The sequence below is a fragment of the Dermabacter jinjuensis genome, assembly GCF_902381725.1.
Classification (GTDB): domain Bacteria; phylum Actinomycetota; class Actinomycetes; order Actinomycetales; family Dermabacteraceae; genus Dermabacter; species Dermabacter hominis.
This window is the reverse complement of record NZ_LR698963.1, coordinates 845,404-861,695: the sequence shown is the minus strand read 5'-3', so window position 1 is coordinate 861,695 and position 16,292 is coordinate 845,404. Positions and strand designations below refer to the sequence as shown.

Sequence of the window (16,292 nt, the reverse complement as noted above, 5' to 3'; positions counted from 1 at the left end):
TTTGCCCCGCACGCCAGACCTCGGTCGTGCGTGAGCGCTCGACTGGGTCGATCCGCACGAAACTCTTGCTCTGCGCGCTCACACTCCCCCCTGCCCACGCGTTCGCACGCGTCCTAAGAGGGTCTGGAAGTCCTCAAGGCGACGCTCCCACCACGACTCGGGCTTCACGCGTTCCCACAGCTCATCAAGTTCGGGCACGAGATGCCACACATGAAAGTCGGCTCCCGAATCAGCGGGCGGCTGCGCAGGATCCGTAAAGATCCGTGCGACGACCTCGCCCGTGCGATCGCAGTGGAACTCGACGCCCGTCACGGGCCCGAGCTGCTCCTTTTCAGCCGCCTCGAGCGCGAATGCCCACGCGGGTTCGAGGTGTGCGGCAAGCTCAGGCATCGAGGCGAGCGGGGCAGGCAGATCGCGGTGAGCGACCCATACGCCACCGATGTCAAGAACCGCCTCCACGCGGCACATCTGCTCGCCGTCGTCGCTCGCGGCACTCATATACACGAGGTTGCGGATGGCATCCACGGGCGTCATTGGTGACACGTACTCTCCGAGCGGCCCGGCAAGATCGGCGGGCAAGGCGCGGCGGAGCATCGAATGTTCAGCGTCCGCCGCCTCGTGGGCGCTCAGCGACACGTCCCCTCCTCCGGTTCTATTCACGTACGTTCGAGGCTACTGTGCCATGTCCTTGAAGCGCGAGTAGTGACCCTCGAACGCGACGGGAATCGTCTTGGTCGCGCCGTTGCGGTGCTTCGCAACGATGAGATCGGCCTCGCCCGCGCGCGCCGATTCCTTCTCGTAGTAGTCCTCGCGGTGGATGAGCACGATGAGGTCGGCATCCTGCTCGATCGAGCCCGATTCGCGAAGGTCGCTCATCATCGGTTTCTTGTCGGTGCGCTGCTCATTACCGCGGTTCAGCTGCGAAATGGCGATCACGGGCACCTCAATCTCCTTCGCGAGAAGCTTCAGGGCACGCGAGAACTCGGAAACCTCCTGCTGACGGGACTCTACGCGTTTACCCGAGCTCATGAGCTGCAGATAATCGATCACGACGAGTTTGAGATCGGCCTTTTGCTTGAGGCGGCGGCACTTCGCGCGGATCTCCATGAGTGTCATGTTCGCCGAATCGTCGATGAACATGGGCGCGTCCATGAAGCGCGTCGTCGCGCGCGCGAGGCGCTCCCAGTCCTGATCGTCGACCGTGCCGTCGCGGAGGCGGCTCATCGGCACCTGCGCCTCGGCCGCCATGATGCGCATCATGATCTCCTGGCGGTCCATCTCGAGAGAGAAAATGACCGACGCCATCCCGTTGTGGATTGCCGCGCTCCTCAGCACGTCCATGCCGAGCGTGGTCTTACCCATCGCAGGGCGGCCCGCGAAGATGATCATCTGACCGGGATGCAGGCCCTGCGTGAGCTCATCGAACTCCGCGAAACCCGTGGGCACGCCATTGACCTGACCGCCGCGCGACTGGAGCATCTCGATGAAGTCCATCGTCGGCTCAATCACTTCGGAAAGCTTCACGTAGTCCTCGGACTTCGTGCGGTCCGTTACCGAGTACACCTGCGCCTGCGCCTCGTTGACGGCGGCATCAACCTCGCCGCCATCCGCGGCGAAACCAAGCTGCACGATGCGCGTGCCAGCCTCGACGAGCCTACGGAGCGTGGCCCGCTCCGCGACGATCTCGGCATAGAACCCCGCGTTGGCAGCCGTCGGAACCGCATCAATCAAATCGGCGAGGTACGGGGCTCCACCGACTTTCTCGAGGTTGCCCTTCTCACGCAGCGCATCGGCGACCGTCACGAAGTCGGCCGGCTCCCCGCGACCGTAAAGGTCGATGATCGCCTCGTAAATGAGTTCGTGCGCGGGGCGGTAAAAGTCGTTGCTGCGGAGCTTCTCGACGACGTCGGCGATCGCATCCTTCGACAGCATCATGCCGCCAAGAACGCCCTGCTCAGCACCTAGATCCTGCGGCGGGAGGCGGTCCATTCCCTGATCGGGACCCGGCTCCAAAAGGGCGCTCGACATACGACCTCCTCAAGTCTCGGTGTGACTGCCCCCGAGGCGGGGCGTGAATGCCCCAGAATCCTATCGCGAGGTGCTACTCGGCGACGAGGTCTTGCACATCGGGGTTCTTCTCGAGCCAGCCCTGAACGTAGGGGCACACGGGGCGAACCTTCACGCCGTGACGGCGCGCATGTTCGAATGCCGCGGCGGTCACCTCGCCGGCGATGCCTCGCCCGCGAAACTCCGGATCCGTCACGACATGCGTGGCGACGAAAATGGCGCCATCATTCTCGCGGTCGTATTCGAGGTACCCCGCTTCCACGCCACCTTCCGTGGCAATGAAGCGCTGCTGGTCAGAAAAATGAGTCACGGTAGCCATGCCTTAAGTGTCGCAGGAGCGCGCGGGTCGCAACAGGCTTTTGGCTATTTTGGCCGGAGATCTCGAGGCATGGGCAGGGCTCGCTTGGCTCATGCGGGTCCGACGCTTGTTGGGCGACCGTCGGACCCATCCGCTTTCACCGCGGCGCCTCTCTCCTTTTCGCTCCTTGCCTCTTCCTCCATCGCCGCCGTACATCCCCCTTTCCTCCCCCCCCCCTCACAGTTACCGTGGTGCACCTCACTCTGCTGTTTTTCGGGCTAGGTTTATCCACACTCGTATCCCCGGTTTTGGTGTGCGGTGTTTCTTGGGGAGGGGTTTTGCGTGACGATCGGTGCTCCACAATCCGTTTTTATCCACAAGCATTTCGGGTTTTCCACATGCAGGAATTCTGTGGTTGCTGGTTTTCCACATTCTCTGGGCTGGTAGCAGGGTCCGTTTCGGGGCGGGCGAGTTTAAATGTCTCACCCTTCTTTTAAGCTCGAGACATCAATGAACAATACGAACTCTGGTCGCAAGAAGTTCAGTGTTAAGGGGAAGGGGGAATTCAGGAGCTATGAGTGCACCAACACTCGACCACACTGCCACTGCCGTTGATGCGATCAGCATGGATGGCGCTACTGCTGCTGCGGTTGGCGCTGCGGGGTCCACTGGCATCGTTTCCCCCACGACTGATTCACCCAATGCTCTGCCCATCTCTCTCGAACTCGTTGATTCCGGTGCTCCCACCCGCACGGACGTGCTGAATGTGCTGCTTTCCCGTTCTGAGGGTTGGCAGGCTTCGCTTGCAGGCATGCTGGAAGCCTTCCCCACCGCTCCTGCGACATCTTCGTCTAGGGTTTCTCGCGGTGAGACGATGGCGCATCCGGTGACGACGCCCGCGCGTGTTCTTGATGGGCAGGATTTGCTGACGCGTCTGGATGTGTTGGAGTCACTCACGCGGATCGCGGAACTGACTGAAGCGGTCAAAGCGCATATTCTTTGCGAGCTTGATGAGACCGACGGCATCGGCCACCTCAACGGCAAAGAGATCGCTGCAAGCAACGCAGTGAAGTCTGAAAGCACCAAGCCGAGCGAACACTCACCTGAGGTTACCCTCGTTTAGTGGACACCCTATTAGTGCGGATCTTGTGTCCGTAGGAGAGGATGTTCATTGTGAGTCAACAGCGCAAGAAGTACACGCCGGAGTATCGGCGTGAAGCCGCGAACCTGGTAATAGAGTCGCGGCGTCCGATTGCTCATGTGGCTAAGAAGATTGGTGTGTCCGCCGGGCTTTTAGGCCGGTGGGTCAAACTCGAGCGTGAGCGCCGAGGAGCATCAGATGGGATGAGCGAGGCTGATCTTCGTGCTGAGAATGCTCGTCTTCGTCGGGAGCTGGCTGAAGCCAAGATGGATAACGAGTTTTTGTCAAAAGCGACAGCCTTCTTCGCTGCGAAGCAACGCGAGCAGAAAAGTTCGAATTGATGCAGCAGGAGAAGGCGAACTACAGCATCAAGCGCATGGCACGGCTTTTAAAAGTGTCTCGGTCTGGATACTACAAATGGGCCCATACGCAGCAGAAGCGACTATCGGGCGAAGATGATCGTGCAGCATTTTACGATGATGTTGACCGCAAGATTCACCGGATTTGGAAAGACTCCGATGAGGTTTATGGTGCGCCGCGGATCACCGCAGAACTTGCCGAGCGCTACCACATTGCGCTTAACCGTAAGACTGTGGCTAAACGGATGTGCATGATGGGGATTGAGGGGATTTCACCGCGGGCCTTTGTCCCGGTGACAACGATTCAAGCTAAGCGTAAGTCCACGCTTCCTGACCTGGTCAAGCGCATGTTTGATACTGGTGAGCTCAACCGGGTGTGGATGTCAGATATTACCTACTTGCGCACCGGTGAAGGCTGGTTGTACTTGTGCGCGGTCCGCGATGGCCATTCCCGCCGGGTGCTGGGCTGGGCTATGGATAGCGTTCAAGATACTTCCCTGGTCGAGCGAGCCCTGCGGATGGCGCACACGTTGCGTGGTGACGTTCCTGATGGGCTGGTGTTTCACGCTGACCGCGGAGCTCAATTCACTAGCGAGCAGCTCTGGGAGGTTTGCCGCAGCCTGAGCATTGCTCAGTCCGTGGGGCGTACTGGTGTGTGCTTCGATAACGCGATGGCTGAGTCGTTCTGGTCGACGCTTAAAACCGAGTTCTACGACCGTAAGCGCTGGACGACCCGTGATGCTGCACGCAAGGCCGTTGCCTACTGGATTGAAGTCGTCTACAACCGTCGACGCCGACATTCCGCACTCGGTATGGTCAGCCCCGTCGACTTTGAGAACCAAATTGGTCTAATCACTAGCAGAAAAGAAATAGCTGCCTAACCACTAGGTAGCTCCACTACGTGTCCACGATTTGCGGGTAACCCCAAACAGCCTGCGCGATGCCACAAGTCCCCACGCCCAACAACTAGACCACCCAATCGCGCGAGAGTTGGAGCGTTCCCCACACGCCGGGAAAACACACTGGCGAAACTTCACCACAAACGCACTCCTCTCACTCGACCCTGCGACTGCGCTGGAGCGAGAAAAGACAGCATTCACCAAACGCCGCCTCACGTTGAGAACCTTACGCAACGGCATGAGCAGCCTCACCCTCACCCTGCGCACCCTCGACGCCACACGCATCCACGACCTGCTCACCAACCACGCTGCCCGCGCCTACAACACTCTCCACCAGCACGAAATCACCACCGCCAAAAAAGAAGCACACGACCACGCCCAACAAACCACCACCAAACTCCACTCGCTCCTCGAAAACGGCGACTTCACCCTGAGCCACCTCACCAAACCCGCCCCTACCCCACAGCCACGGATCCTCACTCAGCACGCGAAACTCACCAAGATCGAAGAACTCGAGTTAGAGGAAGCCGATGAAGCCGCCCGCACCAAAGCCAAAGCCTTCCTCACCAAGCTCGAACAGGAAAAACTCCGCCTCACAATCACGAACAACAGTGACGGTTCACCAGAGGTGAGCGTGGTAGCCAGTGCAGGGGCATGGCGGCGCCACTACCAACCACCAGCACACACAAAGCACAACCTCGCCATCGACGCTCTCGTCGAAACCCTCCTCAACACACGACCCGACCACCCCACAACCTGCTTCGCACCCGCCACCACCGCACCCGGCGTCACCACAGACCCCTGGACACCACTACCCCACCCACACGAACCAGAAGACGAAAGAACGAAACGAAGCAGGCAAGCCAACGAAACAGCAGCACCACCCGAACCAAGAACCGAACGAATGGGGTTACCCGCAAATCGTGGACACGTAGTGGAGCTACCTAGTGGTTAGGCAGCTATTTCTTTTCTGCTAGTGATTAGACCAATTTGGTTCTCAAAGTCGACGGGGCTGACCATACCGAGTGCGGAATGTCGGCGTCGACGGTTGTAGACGACTTCAATCCAGTAGGCAACGGCCTTGCGTGCAGCATCACGGGTCGTCCAGCGCTTACGGTCGTAGAACTCGGTTTTAAGCGTCGACCAGAACGACTCAGCCATCGCGTTATCGAAGCACACACCAGTACGCCCCACGGACTGAGCAATGCTCAGGCTGCGGCAAACCTCCCAGAGCTGCTCGCTAGTGAATTGAGCTCCGCGGTCAGCGTGAAACACCAGCCCATCAGGAACGTCACCACGCAACGTGTGCGCCATCCGCAGGGCTCGCTCGACCAGGGAAGTATCTTGAACGCTATCCATAGCCCAGCCCAGCACCCGGCGGGAATGGCCATCGCGGACCGCGCACAAGTACAACCAGCCTTCACCGGTGCGCAAGTAGGTAATATCTGACATCCACACCCGGTTGAGCTCACCAGTATCAAACATGCGCTTGACCAGGTCAGGAAGCGTGGACTTACGCTTAGCTTGAATCGTTGTCACCGGGACAAAGGCCCGCGGTGAAATCCCCTCAATCCCCATCATGCACATCCGTTTAGCCACAGTCTTACGGTTAAGCGCAATGTGGTAGCGCTCGGCAAGTTCTGCGGTGATCCGCGGCGCACCATAAACCTCATCGGAGTCTTTCCAAATCCGGTGAATCTTGCGGTCAACATCATCGTAAAATGCTGCACGATCATCTTCGCCCGATAGTCGCTTCTGCTGCGTATGGGCCCATTTGTAGTATCCAGACCGAGACACTTTTAAAAGCCGTGCCATGCGCTTGATGCTGTAGTTCGCCTTCTCCTGCTGCATCAATTCGAACTTTTCTGCTCGCGTTGCTTCGCAGCGAAGAAGGCTGTCGCTTTTGACAAAAACTCGTTATCCATCTTGGCTTCAGCCAGCTCCCGACGAAGACGAGCATTCTCAGCACGAAGATCAGCCTCGCTCATCCCATCTGATGCTCCTCGGCGCTCACGCTCGAGTTTGACCCACCGGCCTAAAAGCCCGGCGGACACACCAATCTTCTTAGCCACATGAGCAATCGGACGCCGCGACTCTATTACCAGGTTCGCGGCTTCACGCCGATACTCCGGCGTGTACTTCTTGCGCTGTTGACTCACAATGAACATCCTCTCCTACGGACACAAGATCCGCACTAATAGGGTGTCCACTAAACGAGGGTAACCTCACGAACAGAAGAATCCACGGAAAGCACAGAAACCGAAGACACTGCTTTGGGTGTTCGGGGGCCAGGCCGTGCCCGAAGGTTCGAGATCGGGCTACTCGTCCCCGTCAACCCCGACGTCTCCAGCGCCTACATTCCCGAGGCCGGCCCCATCACCGCCAAAGCCGGCTACGACTACCTGAGCGAACTTCTCGACAATGACGTCCTCATCAAATACAAACGAATCTTCACCAGTGCCACCACCGGTGAAGTCCTCGCCATGGACTCCCGCTCCAGACTCTTCCCCAAAGCCCTCGCCGAACTCGTTCGCCTCAGAGACCGCACCTGCCGCGGCCCCTACTGCAACGCCCCCATCACCCACATCGACCACATCAAACGCCACGCCCAAAATGGACCCACCACCCTCACCAACGCCCAAGGCCTCTGCGCACGATGCAACCTCGCCAAAGAAGCCCTCACCGTCACCACCACGACCGGCACCACACCCCACACCACCACCTGGACCACCTCAAACGGCCGCACCTACACCAGCACCACACCCACATACGACAGCTAGGCAACCTGAACACCACGGGAAGAACGCTCGCGACAGATGCGAGAGTCTCGACAGATGCAAGAGTCTGAGGAAGCGGCCGCGCTGCCGAAAGCGGCACGCCGCCATTAGCGAGAGGACACCAGAGCCATTCGTGGAGATTGTCCGGGGGGCGAGAGGCGTCCCCTGCATTGGAGCGATGGGGCGCCTCAGTTCTGCCACGGGTCCCGGCCCGCGCACCTAGGATTGAGAGCGTGAGCACTAACGAACAGAAGAATGACCTTCGACAGGGCGCGGGCGAGCGTCGGAACGAAAACCTGGCTGCCACCGGCACCGACCCCAACACCAACAGTTCCGCCTCCACCGCCTACGCGACCCAACGCCCGAGCCGCATGCTCTCGAGCGTGTGGGGCGACGAGCAGCACGCCGTCGAAGCCGCGCAAAAGTGGGCACGCGAGCACACCGCTCTCGCCCACGACCCCAAGGCCACAGCGCGCCCCGCGGCTGAGCTCGACGCCGCAGTCAAGGCCCTCGCCGGCGAGATGATCACGGAAGAGGGCATCGGCGCCGACCGCGCCCTCGAGATCTACGAGAACATCCTCATCCCGGCAACCCGCGCCGCCGACGACCCCATGAACCTCGCCTACATTCCCGGCGCACCCACGCGCGCGGCCGTCGCCTTCGACAACGTCGTGAGCGCCGCTAACGTTTTCGGCGGCGTGTGGGAAGCCGGAGCGGGCGCAATCTGGGCCGAGAACCAGGTGCTGCGGTGGCTCATGGATCTGCTCGGCTGGCCCGAAGAGTCCGCTGGCGCCTTCGTCTCGGGAGGCACAAGCGGCAACCTTTCGGCGCTCGCCACGGCACGCGAGAAGGCCCGCGAAGAATGGGCCGCCCGCGGCGTGTTCATGGACGGCCGCCCCACAACCGGCTTCAAGGTCGCGTGCGCGAGCAGCGCCCACTCCTCGATCCGCAGCGCGGCGCGCCTCCTCGACGTCGAAGTCGTGACCGTTCCCGTTGATGAGCGCGGACACCTGAGCGGCCCGAATCTCGCACGCGCCCTCGACGAGAACCCCGGCGTGTTCGCAGTTGTCGCCTCGGGCGGCACGACCAACGCCGGCATCGTTGACGACATCCGCTCCGTGGTCGAGGTCGCTCACGCGCGCGGCGTGTGGGTTCACATCGACGGCGCTTACGGTGGCGCCGCCCTCGCTGCCCCGAGCGCGCGCCCGCGCTTCGACGGCATCGAACAGGCCGATTCCTTCATCGTCGACCCCCACAAGTGGCTCTTCGCCCCATACGATTGCTGCGCCCTCGTGTACCGGGACCCGAGCCCCGCCTACCGCGCGCATTCTCAGCACGCCGAATACTTGGATTCAATCGTGAGGTCCGACGCTAACCCGAGCGACCTCGCAGCCCACCTCTCGCGTCGCACCCGCGGCCTCCCGCTGTGGTATTCGCTGCTGACGCACGGCACGGCGAAGTACTCCGAAGCGATCGAGAAGTGCCTTTCGACCTCGCGCGCGGTGCGCCGCGGCATCGACGACATCGACCACCTCGAAATGGTCATCGAACCCGAGCTGAGCGTTCTCGTGTTCCGCCGCCCCGGCTGGACCGACGAGCAGTATCACGAGTGGTCGCAGCGCATGGCCCGCGACGGCGTGATCCTGTGCATCCCCACCAAGCACGGCGGCGAAACGGTGCTGCGGCTTGTGTTCGTCAACCCTGACACTGAAGCGGACCGCGTGGTCGCGGTTTTGCGCGACACGATGGCCTAACGCGCGTCTCAGCGCGAGTCCGCGAGCGCGAGGCTCTCGAATTCGGCAAGCACCGTTTCATCGGCATCGCCCGCTGCCCGAGCCCGGGCAATGCGGCGCAGCATCGCCTCAATCTCGACTGCTGCAGCTCGATCTCGGCCCTCTTCTCGCATGTGCACAAGCAGGTGCGCGCGTGCCTGAAGTGCCGAAATCGTCGCATCGCGGCGCAGATCAGGAGTGCTGTCGAGATCGTCGGCAACGCGCTCGGCGAGTGAGGCGACCTCAGCGTGAGCGGCAGCCTCCGCCCATGTGCGCCCCGCAATACTCAGCGTCTGCGCGCGGATCCGCTCGGCGTGCCACTGCCCGGCGAGGTCCCGAGCGCGGTCGGCAAGAATTTTCGCGCGGTTGACGGGGATGAGCGCTGCTTCGGGATCGCCCAGGGCGAGCCGGGCAATCGCGATCGACGACCACGCGTGAAAGCGGACGTGCACAGCGTGGACGCGGGAGGCGTTCTCCGCAACAGCAGCAAGCGGCGCTTCAACCGCGTCAGTCACGCCCGCGACAAGCGCCGTGCGCACGAGAGTCAGCCCCAGCTCAACCACGACATCGGGAATACTGGCAACGCCGCCGCCCCCTCGCGCGGCTTCACACCACGCGAACGCCTCTGCTGCGGCATCGTAGGCATCCGTCGGACCAAAAACGCGCGCCCTTCGCCCTGAACGCGCCGTCCCAGGATCAAGCACAGAAAGCGCGAACCTCTGCAAGAGAAGCGCTCGAAGAGCCTGGTGACGACCTTGCTCAGCCTCGAGCTTTTCGAGCGCAGCCCTGCATAACGCAGGCGACGGCGGCACAGCCGAAGTCACGATCTCGACCGCTCGCCGCTCAAACGATTCCGACGGTTGCCCCGCACACCACGCGTCCACGCGCGCACGCCGCTCGCGCGCGAAGGCTCGGCGATTGGCAACCGCAAAAAGCGGCGCGTGCCACGTGAAAAGCGAGCCGACATCACATTCGTGCGCGGCTCGCTCTTTCATGGCCTCAGGCTATCAATCGAGAAATTTTACTTCTTGGCCTTCGCGATGATCGCTTTCACGAGGTCGGCTTTGAGCGTGCCGGGCTTTTCACCGTCGCCCATCCATTCCTCGCCGTCGATGTACACCGTCGGGGTGCCAACCTGGCGTTCCTGGCCAACCTCTTCGATAGTCGCGACGTAGTCGCGGTACTTCTCGTCGAGGACGGCGTTCTTGACCTCTTCACTTGCGCCGGCCTTCACCGCTGCTTCGGCAACCTCGGCCGTATCGGGCGTGGGGTCCTCCGGCGATTCGGGCTGGAGCGCGAACATCGCTTCGTTCATGTCCCAGAACAGCTTCGGATCCTCGACCCACGAGGCGACGACAGCGCTCGCCGTATCGTTCGAGAACGTGAGCCCCGTGCGCTTATCGAGCATCGGGCGCGGGTAGACGCGGTAGTTGATGTAGCCCTTCTCGACGAGTTCGCGAATGTCCTTATCCTGCGCCTCGGCAAAGAGCTTGCAGTGAGGGCATCGGTAGTCGACGAGCAACTCGACGGTCGGCCCCTTGGAATCGGGGTTGAACTCGAGGTAGGGCTTCGATTCGTCGAACGGCACGCTCACAGCAGCGCTCTGGGTGGGCTCGGGCAGGGTGGGGGTGGCGTCGGAACCGCCGGAGTCCGACGCTTTCCCGCCTTCCTTGCTCCCCGAGTCTCCGCAGGCGGCAAGGAGTGCCGCGGCGGTCGCGCCACCAGCAAAAATCGCGGCGCGGCGAGTCGTGACAAGGCGGCTCAGGGCAGGTTCGTGCGAAGTCTTGTGACTATCCATGGAGCTATTGTGGCGCCTCCGATTGAAGAAGCCTCGGGACTCATGGGGACTGAGACGAAAATCGTGCGAAATGTTCACGATATGGGCAGCGGGCGGAGCGGAGCAGGGCGCTCACGTGAGGCCGGAAGTTCCATGACGATCGCTTCGTGGCGAAGGCCCGAATCACTGATCCACTCTTTCGTTTCGCCCGTGCGCGTGTACCCAAGGCGCTCCCAAAACGGGAGGACCTCGGCGTTGGTGTCGACGACTGTGAGGCGCCACCGCCCGGGAAACTCGGCACGAAGTGCTTGGTGAAAGGCACGGGCGAGCCCGCGACCCTGATGGCTGGTACGTAGCTGGAGAAGGCCGAGATACGTGATGTCCGGGGACCGCCACCCCACGACAAACGAGGCAACTTCCGCGAGTTCGTCGTCGACCCACAGACCCATAACATGGTGATCATCGGCGCCCACCTCGGGCGGTTTGTCGCTCAGGAGCGAAGCCACAGTGCGGGAATCGGCTTGCTCGCCGTTGACGCGCATCGCGTAGCCGCCGTCGTCCCGGAGAACGCGAAGAATCTCGTCGCTATCGGTCGAATCGAGGGAGCGAACCACGAGCATTGAGGATTGCTCCTTTCTCGCGGTTGTTGAGCGACTGCCGACTATGCTGCAGGGCCGACAAAATCGATCGCTGCCGCGGCGATCACCTCGACATCACGACCAGGGGCGGACGTGTGTGACCACGCCATGTTGAGATAAGCAATGGCCTCTTCTGGCCCGATAGGTGCGCCCCACTGTCGCATGTCCTCGGTCGTGTGCGCGTCCGAGACGAGGGTGACGTCGTAGCCACGAGCGAGACCCCCGTGGATCGTGCAACGGATGCAGGCGTCCGTCATTGCACCACACACGACAATCTTGCCGGCGTCGAGTTTCGCAAGCTCAGCCTCGAGGGTCGTGTCTTCGAATGAGTCGCCGTAGCGCTTGAGGACTCGCGGCTCGCTTTGCTCGGGTTGAAGCTCGGCGGTCACTTGCCACACGTCGCTGCCTTCTGGAAATTCGTCACTGCAATGCTGCACCCATACCACAGGGATCCCAGCCTCCCTCGCCGAACCCACCAAGTCGTTGATTCGGTCGACAACGGCGTCCCGATCGTGGCAGGAGGAAAGAACACCCGTCTGGGCATCGACCACCACAAGCACAGTCTCTTTGCGGTCTCTAAAAGTGCTCATTCGTTCGATCCTTCCTACGGCTGCACGGCCAAGGTTCGCTTGGACCTCACACGACAAAAAGTAACTGCGCATAGCTGGGAAGTGACCCAATGAATACTCTCGGTCGAGGCACGGGGGATGACAGCGCATGCGAAAACCCCAGGCACGCCACACGCCTGGCGCTGCCTGAGGTCTTTCCTTTCCAGTGGATCTAGCGGGAGGCTTGTCGAAACTTGCCCCAGCGCTGGCGCAGATGGTCGCGAGCCACAGGGCAATTCGGAGGCGCACGTGTCCACCAGGCCCACCGAGGCGGAGCCTCCTTCAGCTGTCTCGACCGGATGAGGCTGCCCTTCAGGAGGCGGAAACTGAGTACCTGTCGGGGCGGTCGTTGAAGGCGGTCGCGAAGGAAGTTGGGATCGAGCATGAGCGGTTGTCGCGCCTCCTCCGCGAGCGCGGACTCAGACTACGGAACCAGTCCCCTACTCGGGAAGAGACTGCTCAGATGAAGACACGCTATAACGAAGGCATGTCACTTGAGCGCATTGGAGCAGTGCTGGGCTACTCGCCTGGCACTGTCAGGACTCATCTGCGCGCGGCCCGGGTCGTCATGCGCGACTCGCACGGGCGATAGGCCTGCGCGATCAGGCCGATCCGTAATCGTCGGACCTGCCTTCCATTTCGTCGAACAGTGCGTCGTGAACGAGGAGGCGGGCCTCGGCGCTGAGCGTCCGAGCCGAGTGTCGGTCTTCCGCTTACTCGCCGACGTTGATAGCCACGCCGGAGAGATCGTTCCATCCGTGGTGGACGTCACCGCAGCTGGCTGGAGCGTCGTCACGGTGCGACCAGCCTCAACATTAGGATCCTTGAACGACTGCCCGAGCGGCGCCCGCTCCACAACACTCAGCATCTCGGGCTGCTGCGAAACTACTGCCAACAAGCGTGGAAGACGGCGGAGCTGGCCAAGCTCTTGTCCGCAGGCCGCGCCTCGTCCCGGGAGCCTGACGAGCGACCGCTCCCCCAGCACAACGCGCTGCATCGGTCGGTCGTCAGGCTCCTGATCGAGGACTACGAGGCCGGCGCCTCGACGTACGAGCTTGCCGAGCGCTACAACGTGCGCCGCAACACCGTCCTAGACACGCTCCGCCGCGCTGGATTCGACCTCACCGTCAAGGCGAATCGTGCAGCCCTCAGCGACGAGCAGAAGACCGAGGCACGACGCCTGTTTGCCAGCGGGACGACCCGACGCGAGTTGATGGAGATGTACGGCGTGAGTGAGTCGACGATCAAGCGGATACTGCGGACGCACGCACCGTAACGACAAATGTCTGGACGGCGCTGCCTTGAATCGGGATAGCAGCTAGAACCCGTAAAGATGCTGTCGAGCGTTGAATGCTGCAGGCCCTCCCTCGAGTACGTTCTCAACGTGTGAGCGAATGGCTACATCGTCCAGGGATCCTATCCCGTCCGCTGCAGCTCGGCCGTTCTGGCCATCTCCTTCGAGAGCCACGATCAATTCGGCGTCACCGAGTACTGGAACGTTCGCGTTGTGAGTACTCGCGATGATCTGACGCTTACCCTTCAGGCTCCGAAGGTTGGTGACGATGCCGTCATAAACAAATCGGTTGTCGAGATCATCCTCAGGTTGGTCGATCACGAGCGGAGCGTTCGATGCGCTGAGCAAGAGAAGGAGCAGTGCGGTCGCACGCTGGCCTTTCGACAGATCGTCCATCTTCTTGAACTCGCGTGTGCCGGTTCCTGCCTGCACGTCCAGCTGCACCTCCACAGCTTGCCCAACCGACTGCTCTTCGAGCTTGCGGAAAAGGGGCTCACCGGCTTCGACCAGTGATCGCGCCTGCGCGCCGGTGATCGAGAACTGCGCGCTCAGCTCCGACTCTCCGACCCGCGCCGCTTCCACGAAAGCTCGCATTGAGAAGTTGTCCTGGTCGATAGCCGCCATGATGCGATTCCGCTGGCCGGAGATGGACTGCTCAATCAGCGACTTGATGTGCTTCCGATCCGCCGCGGGGACGGGTTTCACGATCACGACACCGCCGGTCGCGGCGTTCGCGGCACGGATCGCCTCGGTCAGTTCTCGTGCCCGGTCGTTCTCGTGGCCTCTGAGCGCCTGCAGCAGGGTGTCCCGCTCGGTTTGCAGGGCCCGAAGGCTTGTTGCGATACCGGCGCGTCGAGACTCCTTAGCCTTCAGCGTCTCCAGCGCTCTGGTCGTGTCGAGGTACTTGTTGGGCTCCAGCCCTTCCTCCACGAGCTTGCGCAGCACCTCATCGTGCTCGTCACGTTGCTCGCGAACTACGTCTGACCACTCGGTCTTCGCTGTCTCGATCTCCAAGGATGCCGCGTCGAGCGCTGCGCGGGCTTCAGTCGCAAGCGCCGTCAGCTTGGCGGCGAGTGCCGTCGATGCAGCCTGCGCGCGCTTGAGATAGTCAGATCTCGGTGAGTCATCGATGTTCTCAAATGCCGCCTCCAGCTTGGTGATCAGCTGCGGGTCAGTGAGCGTTGATAGCGACTCCTGAGCATTGGTCACGCGCGCCGTTGCTTCGGTGAAAACTGCTTCATCTTGGGTGAGTCGCGTGACCTCCTTGAGTCGAGTCGGCACATCCGTGTCGGTGTAGTGCCGCACCTGTTCCTCAAGCCGCGGGATATCCGCGAGCTCATCTTCGAGCTGAGATCGCCCTTCCTCCGCACGAGCCAGCTTCTCTCGATTCAGCTTGAGCTTCTCCAAGGTGTCGATGTGCTCGACTGTCAGTTCGCCGCCCCCTTGGAACCGCTGCAGCATGCTCGCGACCTTCGAGCTGTCGTTCGTCAGCTCGGCGAGCTCGTGCTGCCCGAAGATCTCCACGTTCGCGATGACATCGACTGGCCGCAGGTTGGTGGCAGTACCGCTCTCGTCTTTCACGACCGGAAGATTGTTGACGGAGCGTTCGATGGTAAATGTTCGCGCGGACGGCGAGGTGGTCTCGACAAGCAGCTTCACAACGGTGCCCGACTTGAGCACGCCGCTCACGATGCCGTCATGGTCTCGCCTCGCCTCCGCACCAATCGGAGTGAGTCCCAGCACGAATCGCAGGCTCTCGATGGCGGTCGACTTACCGGTTCCTCGTCCGCCAATGAGCGTCGTGAGATCTGTCGAAAGCGGGATCGTTACGCCATCCAGGAAGCCGCCGACCCACGAGATCTCCTTCAGGGCGGGGCGCGCCTCGATCGCGGGATCTTCCAGCGAGACTCGGGTCTCAGGAGTTCGGACGGCCAGCTTAAGACTGTCCACGGAGAGGCGACTGACCTTGAACCAGCAGCTCGAGCCCTCGTTCTGGAGGGCGGAGGGCTTCGTCACATCGTCGGCATGGATCGCGGCAAGCGGGTGAGCCCTGTCGTAGGGCTTGGTGCCGTTGAGGATCGCAGCCTGGTCTGTGCCATCGGGTTGGCTGGGCGTGATGCCGAGTGCATGAAGATCCGGGTGCTTGATCTTCGTGATGAGCGGCTGTCCGGCGCGGCCGGTCAGAAGGCCGCTGTTTGGGACATTGACGTGGGCAGGAATCACGAGCGCGCCCTGCGCGGTCATTTTCTCGAGGATGTCGGTGAACGACGCACCAGTTGTCCCGTTGGCGCAGCCAGGTGCAACACCGCACATCCCGATCGCGGCGTTGATCTTCGCCGCGCTGGTACCCGCTTCGAAGATCACGAGGATATGGATGCCCTCGTCGGAGTTCGCCTCAAAGCCGGGAAGGGCAACGATGCCCCGATCGGCTGCGTCGCGGATGAGCTGGAGTGCAGAGTCGACCTTCCAGTGATCAGTGACCGCAAACAACTCGATGCCCCGCGTTTCGCACTCGTCAAGCAGGGCCTTGTTGTAGTCAGCCTCCGTACTGTACGTGGCCGACGGCGCGTTCTTCCCTTGGTACTCGTAGGGGTTCACTTGAAGCGCAGCCCGCACCCATCGCGCCCCATGTGTCGTCTTCTCGCTCATCTCTGTCCTCGCT

17 protein-coding genes are annotated in these 16,292 nt (G+C 61.6%); 7 read left to right on the top strand and 10 right to left on the bottom strand.

The window, feature by feature from the left end; all coding sequences use genetic code 11:
* Nucleotides 1-78: 78 nt before the first annotated feature.
* The 3 genes from FXY94_RS03755 to FXY94_RS03745 form a co-directional block, all read right to left on the bottom strand.
* Nucleotides 79-636 (bottom strand): hypothetical protein, encoded by a 558-nt coding sequence (locus FXY94_RS03755; protein WP_016663690.1) that lies wholly within the window; start codon nucleotides 634-636, stop codon nucleotides 79-81.
* Nucleotides 637-672: 36 nt separating this feature from the next.
* Nucleotides 673-2,028, bottom strand: a complete 1,356-nt coding sequence (gene dnaB, locus FXY94_RS03750) for a replicative DNA helicase (RefSeq protein ID WP_016663689.1) — start codon at nucleotides 2,026-2,028, stop codon at nucleotides 673-675.
* A gap of 73 nt (nucleotides 2,029-2,101) precedes the next feature.
* A complete protein-coding gene (locus FXY94_RS03745) occupies nucleotides 2,102-2,386 on the bottom strand; it encodes a GNAT family N-acetyltransferase (protein ID WP_040386431.1) in 285 nt (94 codons plus the stop codon).
* 553 nt (nucleotides 2,387-2,939) lie between these two features.
* Here FXY94_RS03745 and FXY94_RS03740 point away from each other — a divergent pair.
* The 3 genes from FXY94_RS03740 to FXY94_RS03730 all read left to right on the top strand — a co-directional run bounded on the left by FXY94_RS03740 (nucleotide 2,940) and on the right by FXY94_RS03730 (nucleotide 5,719).
* Nucleotides 2,940-3,488: a hypothetical protein gene (locus FXY94_RS03740; protein WP_016663687.1), complete on the top strand. Its 549-nt coding sequence runs from the start codon at nucleotides 2,940-2,942 to the stop codon at nucleotides 3,486-3,488.
* A 41-nt stretch (nucleotides 3,489-3,529) separates the two neighbouring features.
* Nucleotides 3,530-4,746, top strand: a protein-coding gene (locus tag FXY94_RS03735) for an IS3 family transposase (protein ID WP_096883315.1) whose coding sequence is annotated in 2 segments (ribosomal slippage) — nucleotides 3,530-3,791 and nucleotides 3,791-4,746 — 1,218 coding nt in all. Because the reading frame shifts where the segments join, the coding sequence is not laid out codon by codon here.
* Nucleotides 4,747-5,002: 256 nt separating this feature from the next.
* Nucleotides 5,003-5,719, top strand: a complete 717-nt coding sequence (locus FXY94_RS03730; RefSeq protein WP_016663686.1) for a hypothetical protein — start codon at nucleotides 5,003-5,005, stop codon at nucleotides 5,717-5,719.
* Here FXY94_RS03730 and FXY94_RS03725 read toward each other — a convergent pair.
* Nucleotides 5,716-6,932, bottom strand: a protein-coding gene (locus FXY94_RS03725) for an IS3 family transposase (protein WP_096883315.1) whose coding sequence is annotated in 2 segments (ribosomal slippage) — nucleotides 5,716-6,671 and nucleotides 6,671-6,932 — 1,218 coding nt in all. Because the reading frame shifts where the segments join, the coding sequence is not laid out codon by codon here. The two genes, FXY94_RS03730 and FXY94_RS03725, sit on opposite strands and share 4 nt — an antisense overlap.
* Nucleotides 6,933-7,037: 105 nt before the next feature.
* Here FXY94_RS03725 and FXY94_RS10980 point away from each other — a divergent pair.
* Both FXY94_RS10980 and FXY94_RS03715 read left to right on the top strand, forming a co-directional pair.
* Complete coding sequence (locus FXY94_RS10980; RefSeq protein WP_016663685.1) at nucleotides 7,038-7,544, top strand: HNH endonuclease; 507 nt, start codon at nucleotides 7,038-7,040, stop codon at nucleotides 7,542-7,544.
* 230 nt (nucleotides 7,545-7,774) lie between these two features.
* Nucleotides 7,775-9,295, top strand: coding sequence for a pyridoxal phosphate-dependent decarboxylase family protein (locus FXY94_RS03715; RefSeq protein ID WP_016663684.1), 1,521 nt, complete (start codon nucleotides 7,775-7,777; stop codon nucleotides 9,293-9,295).
* Nucleotides 9,296-9,303: 8 nt separating this feature from the next.
* Here FXY94_RS03715 and FXY94_RS03710 read toward each other — a convergent pair whose 3' ends face one another.
* From FXY94_RS03710 to FXY94_RS03695, 4 genes are all read right to left on the bottom strand, one after another.
* Nucleotides 9,304-10,308 (bottom strand): hypothetical protein, encoded by a 1,005-nt coding sequence (locus tag FXY94_RS03710; RefSeq protein ID WP_016663683.1) that lies wholly within the window; start codon nucleotides 10,306-10,308, stop codon nucleotides 9,304-9,306.
* Nucleotides 10,309-10,334: 26 nt separating this feature from the next.
* Nucleotides 10,335-11,111, bottom strand: a complete 777-nt coding sequence (locus FXY94_RS03705) for a DsbA family protein (RefSeq protein WP_016663682.1) — start codon at nucleotides 11,109-11,111, stop codon at nucleotides 10,335-10,337.
* 74 nt (nucleotides 11,112-11,185) lie between these two features.
* Nucleotides 11,186-11,710 (bottom strand): GNAT family N-acetyltransferase, encoded by a 525-nt coding sequence (locus FXY94_RS03700; protein WP_016663681.1) that lies wholly within the window; start codon nucleotides 11,708-11,710, stop codon nucleotides 11,186-11,188.
* A gap of 41 nt (nucleotides 11,711-11,751) precedes the next feature.
* Nucleotides 11,752-12,318 (bottom strand): isochorismatase family protein, encoded by a 567-nt coding sequence (locus tag FXY94_RS03695; RefSeq protein WP_016663680.1) that lies wholly within the window; start codon nucleotides 12,316-12,318, stop codon nucleotides 11,752-11,754.
* Nucleotides 12,319-12,550: 232 nt separating this feature from the next.
* Between FXY94_RS03695 and FXY94_RS11165 the strand changes: the two genes are divergently transcribed.
* Nucleotides 12,551-12,928 (top strand): sigma factor-like helix-turn-helix DNA-binding protein, encoded by a 378-nt coding sequence (locus FXY94_RS11165; protein WP_332067304.1) that lies wholly within the window; start codon nucleotides 12,551-12,553, stop codon nucleotides 12,926-12,928.
* Here FXY94_RS11165 and FXY94_RS11160 read toward each other — a convergent pair.
* Nucleotides 12,827-13,234 carry a hypothetical protein gene (locus FXY94_RS11160; RefSeq protein ID WP_332067307.1) on the bottom strand — a complete coding sequence of 136 codons (408 nt, stop codon included), beginning with the start codon at nucleotides 13,232-13,234 and terminating at the stop codon, nucleotides 12,827-12,829. The two genes, FXY94_RS11165 and FXY94_RS11160, sit on opposite strands and share 102 nt — an antisense overlap.
* Nucleotides 13,235-13,264: 30 nt before the next feature.
* Here FXY94_RS11160 and FXY94_RS03685 point away from each other — a divergent pair, with 30 nt between their 5' ends.
* Nucleotides 13,265-13,612: a helix-turn-helix domain-containing protein gene (locus FXY94_RS03685; RefSeq protein WP_016663679.1), complete on the top strand. Its 348-nt coding sequence runs from the start codon at nucleotides 13,265-13,267 to the stop codon at nucleotides 13,610-13,612.
* 42 nt (nucleotides 13,613-13,654) lie between these two features.
* Here FXY94_RS03685 and FXY94_RS03680 read toward each other — a convergent pair whose 3' ends face one another.
* Nucleotides 13,655-16,279 (bottom strand): TrlF family AAA-like ATPase, encoded by a 2,625-nt coding sequence (locus FXY94_RS03680; protein ID WP_016663678.1) that lies wholly within the window; start codon nucleotides 16,277-16,279, stop codon nucleotides 13,655-13,657.
* Nucleotides 16,280-16,292: the final 13 nt, after the last annotated feature.

What these genes read in the sequence shown, in the direction of transcription:
- FXY94_RS03740 (WP_016663687.1), top strand. Translation starts at nt 2,940, where the DNA reads ATGAGTGCACCAACACTCGACCACACTGCCACTGCCGTTGATGCGATC.
- FXY94_RS03680 (WP_016663678.1), bottom strand. Translation starts at nt 16,279, where the DNA reads ATGAGCGAGAAGACGACACATGGGGCGCGATGGGTGCGGGCTGCGCTT.
- FXY94_RS03730 (WP_016663686.1), top strand. Translation starts at nt 5,003, where the DNA reads ATGAGCAGCCTCACCCTCACCCTGCGCACCCTCGACGCCACACGCATC.
- FXY94_RS03745 (WP_040386431.1), bottom strand. Translation starts at nt 2,386, where the DNA reads ATGGCTACCGTGACTCATTTTTCTGACCAGCAGCGCTTCATTGCCACG.
- FXY94_RS03700 (WP_016663681.1), bottom strand. Translation starts at nt 11,710, where the DNA reads ATGCTCGTGGTTCGCTCCCTCGATTCGACCGATAGCGACGAGATTCTT.
- FXY94_RS11165 (WP_332067304.1), top strand. Translation starts at nt 12,551, where the DNA reads ATGGTCGCGAGCCACAGGGCAATTCGGAGGCGCACGTGTCCACCAGGC.
- dnaB (WP_016663689.1), bottom strand. Translation starts at nt 2,028, where the DNA reads ATGTCGAGCGCCCTTTTGGAGCCGGGTCCCGATCAGGGAATGGACCGC.
- FXY94_RS03695 (WP_016663680.1), bottom strand. Translation starts at nt 12,318, where the DNA reads ATGAGCACTTTTAGAGACCGCAAAGAGACTGTGCTTGTGGTGGTCGAT.
- FXY94_RS03705 (WP_016663682.1), bottom strand. Translation starts at nt 11,111, where the DNA reads ATGGATAGTCACAAGACTTCGCACGAACCTGCCCTGAGCCGCCTTGTC.
- FXY94_RS03710 (WP_016663683.1), bottom strand. Translation starts at nt 10,308, where the DNA reads ATGAAAGAGCGAGCCGCGCACGAATGTGATGTCGGCTCGCTTTTCACG.